Origin of the sequence: Kineococcus vitellinus, assembly GCF_009906315.1 — a bacterium.
Classification (GTDB): Bacteria; Actinomycetota; Actinomycetes; order Actinomycetales; family Kineococcaceae; genus Kineococcus; species Kineococcus vitellinus.
The window spans coordinates 1-4669 of sequence record NZ_JAAALL010000324.1 but is presented as its reverse complement, the minus strand read 5'-3'; the positions used below and the strand labels follow the sequence as shown (position 1 = coordinate 4669).

Annotated in this window: 4 protein-coding genes; 3 read left to right on the top strand and 1 reads right to left on the bottom strand. The window is 76.8% G+C overall.

Annotated elements, in window-relative coordinates; translation table 11 throughout:
• The first annotated feature begins 18 nt into the window (after positions 1-18).
• The 3 genes from metK to GTQ99_RS20020 all read left to right on the top strand — a co-directional run bounded on the left by metK (position 19) and on the right by GTQ99_RS20020 (position 4400).
• A complete protein-coding gene (metK, locus tag GTQ99_RS20030) occupies positions 19-1221 on the top strand; it encodes a methionine adenosyltransferase (protein WP_166617469.1) in 1203 nt (400 codons plus the stop codon).
• A 68-nt stretch (positions 1222-1289) separates the two neighbouring features.
• Positions 1290-3317, top strand: coding sequence for a primosomal protein N' family DNA-binding protein (locus GTQ99_RS20025; protein WP_166617468.1), 2028 nt, complete (start codon positions 1290-1292; stop codon positions 3315-3317).
• Positions 3318-3389: 72 nt separating this feature from the next.
• On the top strand, positions 3390-4400 hold the full coding sequence (locus GTQ99_RS20020) for an aldo/keto reductase (RefSeq protein WP_166617467.1): 1011 nt from the start codon (positions 3390-3392) through the stop codon (positions 4398-4400).
• 59 nt (positions 4401-4459) lie between these two features.
• Here GTQ99_RS20020 and GTQ99_RS24470 read toward each other — a convergent pair.
• The coding region (locus GTQ99_RS24470) for a hypothetical protein (RefSeq protein ID WP_240897823.1) at positions 4460-4669 on the bottom strand (210 nt) is incomplete at its 5' end.

Genomic DNA, 4669 nt, shown 5'->3' with positions numbered 1-4669 from the left:
TCCCCAGACTGGAGCCCCGTGACCACCCCGCTGCGCCTGTTCACCTCCGAGTCGGTCACGGAAGGTCACCCCGACAAGATCTGCGACCAGATCTCCGACGGCGTCCTGGACGCGCTGCTCGCGCAGGACCCGCGCAGCCGCGTCGCGGTGGAGACGATGGTCACCACCGGGCTCGTCCACGTCGCCGGCGAGGTGACGACCGAGGCCTACGCCGACATCCCGACCATCGTGCGCCAGACGCTGCTGGGCATCGGCTACGACTCCTCCGCCAAGGGCTTCGACGGGCGCACCTGCGGCGTCGAGGTGAGCATCGGCTCGCAGTCGCCCGACATCGCCCGGGGCGTCGACGAGGCGTGGGAGAACCGCCAGGCCGGCGGCGGGGTGGACCCGCTGGACCTGCAGGGCGCCGGCGACCAGGGCCTGATGTTCGGCTACGCCTGCGACGACACCCCCGAGCTGATGCCGCTGCCGATCCACCTGGCGCACCGGCTCTCCCAGCGCCTGTCCGAGGTGCGCAAGACCGGCGAGGTGCCCTACCTGCGCCCGGACGGCAAGACGCAGGTGACCATCGGCTACGACGGCGACAAGGCCGTCACGCTGGACACCGTCGTGCTCTCCACCCAGCACGAGCCCGACGTCGACCTCGTCAAGACGCTCACCCCCGACGTGCGCCGCCACGTCATCGAGCCCGTCCTGGAGGGGCTGGACCTCGACACCTCCGACATCCGGCTGCTCGTCAACCCCACCGGCCGCTTCGAGATCGGCGGTCCGATGGGCGACGCCGGCCTGACCGGCCGCAAGATCATCGTGGACACCTACGGCGGCATGGCCCGCCACGGCGGCGGCGCCTTCTCCGGCAAGGACCCCTCCAAGGTGGACCGCTCCGGCGCGTACGCGATGCGCTGGGTCGCCAAGAACGTCGTCGCCGCGGGCCTGGCCTCGCGCTGCGAGGTGCAGGTCGCCTACGCCATCGGCAAGGCGCACCCCGTGGGCCTGTACGTGGAGACCTTCGGCACCGAGCGGGTGGCCCTGGCGCGCATCGAGCACGCCATCCGCGAGGTCTTCGACCTGCGCCCGGCCGCGATCGTGCGCGACCTGGACCTGCTGCGGCCGATCTACGCGCCGACCGCGGCGTACGGGCACTTCGGCCGGGAGCTGGCCCCCTTCACCTGGGAGCGCACCGACCGGGTGGACGCGCTGCGCGCCGCGACGGGTTCCTGAGCACCCCCGACGACGGCCGGCCCCCGCAGGAGGAGCCGGCCGCTGCGCAGACCGGCGCGCAGGCCGCCGTGAAGAAGGCCGCCGGGAAGCCGCGGCCGAAGAAGGCGCTGGAGGGGCTGGCCGGCTCCGACCCCGTCGCCCGCGTCCTCGTCACCACGCAGCTGCCGCACCTGGACCGCCCCTTCGACTACCTCGTCCCGGCGTCCATGGAGCACACCGCCGAACCGGGCCGGCTCGTGCGCGTGCCGTTCGCCGGCACCGACGCGGAGGGCTACGTCCTGGAGCGGCTGGCCGCCAGCGAGCACCCCGGCCGCCTGGCCCGGCTGCGCCGGGTGGTCTCCGGGCTGCCGGTGCTCAGCCCGCAGGTGCTGGAGCTGTGCCGGCAGGTGGCCCGGGAGTACGCCGGGACGCTGTCCGACGTGGTGCGCCTGGCCGTGCCCGGCCGGCACGCGGGCGCCGAGGAGGCCGTCCTGCGCGCCGAGCCCGTCGTGCACGAGCGCCTGCAGCCGGCCGCCGACACCGCCGGCTGGGAGCGGCACGCCGCGGGCCCGGCCTTCCTCGCGCACGTCGCCGGCGGCGCCTCCCCGCGCGCCGTGGCGACGTTCGCGCCCGGCACCGACCCCTTCGAGGCGCTCGCCGTCGCCGCCCGCGCGGCGCTGGTCTCCGGGCGCACCGCCCTGCTCGTCGTGCCCGACCACCGCGACCTGGACCGGCTGGCGGGTGCGCTGGCGCGGCGGGTGCCCGAGGGCGGCTGGGTGCGCCTGGAGGCCGAGACCGGTCCCGCCGCCCGCTACACCGCCTTCTGCGAGGCCCTCACCGGCCGCGCCCGCGTCGTCGCGGGCACCCGCGCGGCGGTGTTCGCCCCGCTGCCCAACCTCGGCCTGCTCGCCGTGCTCGACGACGGCGACGACTCGCACGCCGAGCAGCGCGCGCCCTACCCGCACGCGCGGGAGGTCGCGGTGCTGCGCGCGCAGCAGACCGGCGCCGCCGCCCTGCTCGCCGGGCGGGTGCGCACCGCGGAGGGGCAGCTGCTGCTGGAGTCCGGCTGGGCGCGCGCCGTCGTCGCCGGCCGCGAGGTGGTGCGCGCCTGCTCCCCGCGCGTGCTCGTCGCCGGCACCACCGGCCCGGACGCGCAGGACCCGCTGGCCGCCGCCGCCCGGCTGCCCGGCGACGGCTGGCGGGTGCTGCGCGAGGCGGTGCGCCGCGGGCCCGTCCTCGTGCAGGTCCCGCGCACCGGGTACGTGCCGACGCTGGCGTGCCAGACCTGCCGGGAGCCGGCCCGCTGCACCGCCTGCCACGGCCCGCTGGCGCTGCCGGACGCCGGCGAGCGCGCCGCCTGCCGCTGGTGCGGGCGGCCCGCCACCGACTGGGCGTGCCCGAACTGCGGGGACGGGCGCTTCCGGGCGCTGGTCACCGGTGCGCGCCGCACCGCCGAGGAGCTCGGCCGCGCCTTCCCCGGCGTCGACGTGCGCACCTCCGGGGGCTCCCGCGTGCTGGACCGCGTCCCCGCGCTGCCCTCGCTGGTCATCTGCACCCCGGGGGCCGAACCCGTCGTCGAGGGCGCGGCCCCGGGCGAGGGCGGCGGGTACGCGGCGGCGCTGCTGCTGGACGGGTGGGCGCTGCTGGCCCGCCCGGACCTGCGCGCCCAGGAGGAGGCGTTCCGCCGCTGGACCTCGGCGGCGGCGCTCGTGCGCCCGGCCGCGGCCGGCGGTGCGGTCGTCGTCGTCGCCGACCCGCAGGTGGCGGCCGTGCAGGCGCTGGTGCGCTGGGACCCGGCCGGCTTCGCCGAGCGCGAGCTGGGCCAGCGCCGCGAGCTGGACCTGCCGCCCGCGGCCCGCTTCGCCGGGCTCATCGGCGCCGTCGCCGACGTCGACGCCGTCGTCGAGGCGCTGCCGCCGCTGGAGGGGCTGCGGGTGCTCGGCCCCACCCCGGTGCCCGAGCGCCCCGGGCAGGCGCCCGCGGTGCGCACCGTGCTGCGGGTGCCGCGCGAGCGCTCCGCGGAGCTGGCGGCCGGGCTCAAGGACGTCGTCGCGGGCCGCAGCGTGCGCAAGCAGCCGCTGGTGCGGGTGCGGGTGGACCCGCTGCAGATCGGGTGAGCCGCCGCGGGCGGACCGGCCGAGCGGGCTCCCGACGCGCGCGCGGGCCGGGTCGGGGGAAGCATCGGGGGCGTGGAACACCGACACCTCGGCCGCTCCGGCCTGAAGATCTCCGAGATCACCTACGGCAACTGGCTCACCCACGGCTCCCAGGTGGAGAACGACGCCGCCCTCGCCTGCGTGCGGGAGGCGCTGGAGGTGGGCATCACCACCTTCGACACCGCCGACGTCTACGCCAACACCGCCGCCGAGACCGTCCTGGGCGCGGCCCTGAAGGGCCAGCGGCGCGAGTCGCTGGAGATCCTCACCAAGGTCTTCGGCCCCATCGGGCCGAAGGGCCCCAACGACACCGGCCTGTCGCGCAAGCACGTCCTGGAGGCGTGCGAGGGCTCGCTGCGCCGGCTGGGCACCGACCACATCGACCTCTACCAGGCGCACCGCTACGACTACGCGACGCCGCTGGAGGAGACGATGCAGGCGTTCGCCGACCTCGTCCGCCAGGGCAAGGTCCTCTACGTGGGCGTCAGCGAGTGGACGGCCGAGCAGCTGCGCGCCGGGCACGAGCTGGCCGGGCAGCTGGGCTTCCAGCTGATCTCCAACCAGCCGCAGTACTCGATGCTGTGGCGCGTCATCGAGGGCGAGGTCGTCCCGACCTCCCGCGAGCTGGGGATCTCCCAGGTCGTCTGGTCGCCCATCGCCCAGGGCGTGCTCACCGGCAAGTACGCGCCCGGCGGGAAGCCGCCGGAGGGCTCGCGCGCCACCGACGCCAAGGGCGGCGCGAAGATGATCGAGCGCTGGATGCGCGACGACGTCCTCTCCCGCGTGCAGGAGCTGAAGCCGGTCGCCGCCGACCTGGGGATGTCGATGGCCCAGCTGGCGGTGGCGTGGGTGCTGCAGAACGACAACGTGGCCACCGCGATCATCGGCGCCTCCCGGCCGGAGCAGGTGCGCGACAACGCCGGCGCCGCCGGGCGGACGATCCCCGCCGAGGCGCTCGCGCGCATCGACGAGGTCCTCGGCGACGTCGTCGAGCGCGACCCGGCCAGGACGCTGGAGAGCTCGCCCAAGCAGCGCGAGGTCTGAGCCCGAGGTCCTGAGCACGCGGCCCGGGCCCGGGTCCGGGCAGGTGGCCCGGGCCGCCCTCAGGACTCCTGGGCGGGCCGCTGCACCGGGGTGAAGGCCCGGGTGTCCCAGGGGTCCCACGACGTCCGAGCGGCCCGCGGGGAGCGCCGGGGCAGCACGGTCCCCGAGCTCCCCGCGACCCCCGTGGTCGCCATGCTCCCCGCGACCCCCGTGGTCCCCGCGGTCGTGGTGAGCGGGCCGGCGGGGGTGGCCGGTGGGACGAGCGGGTG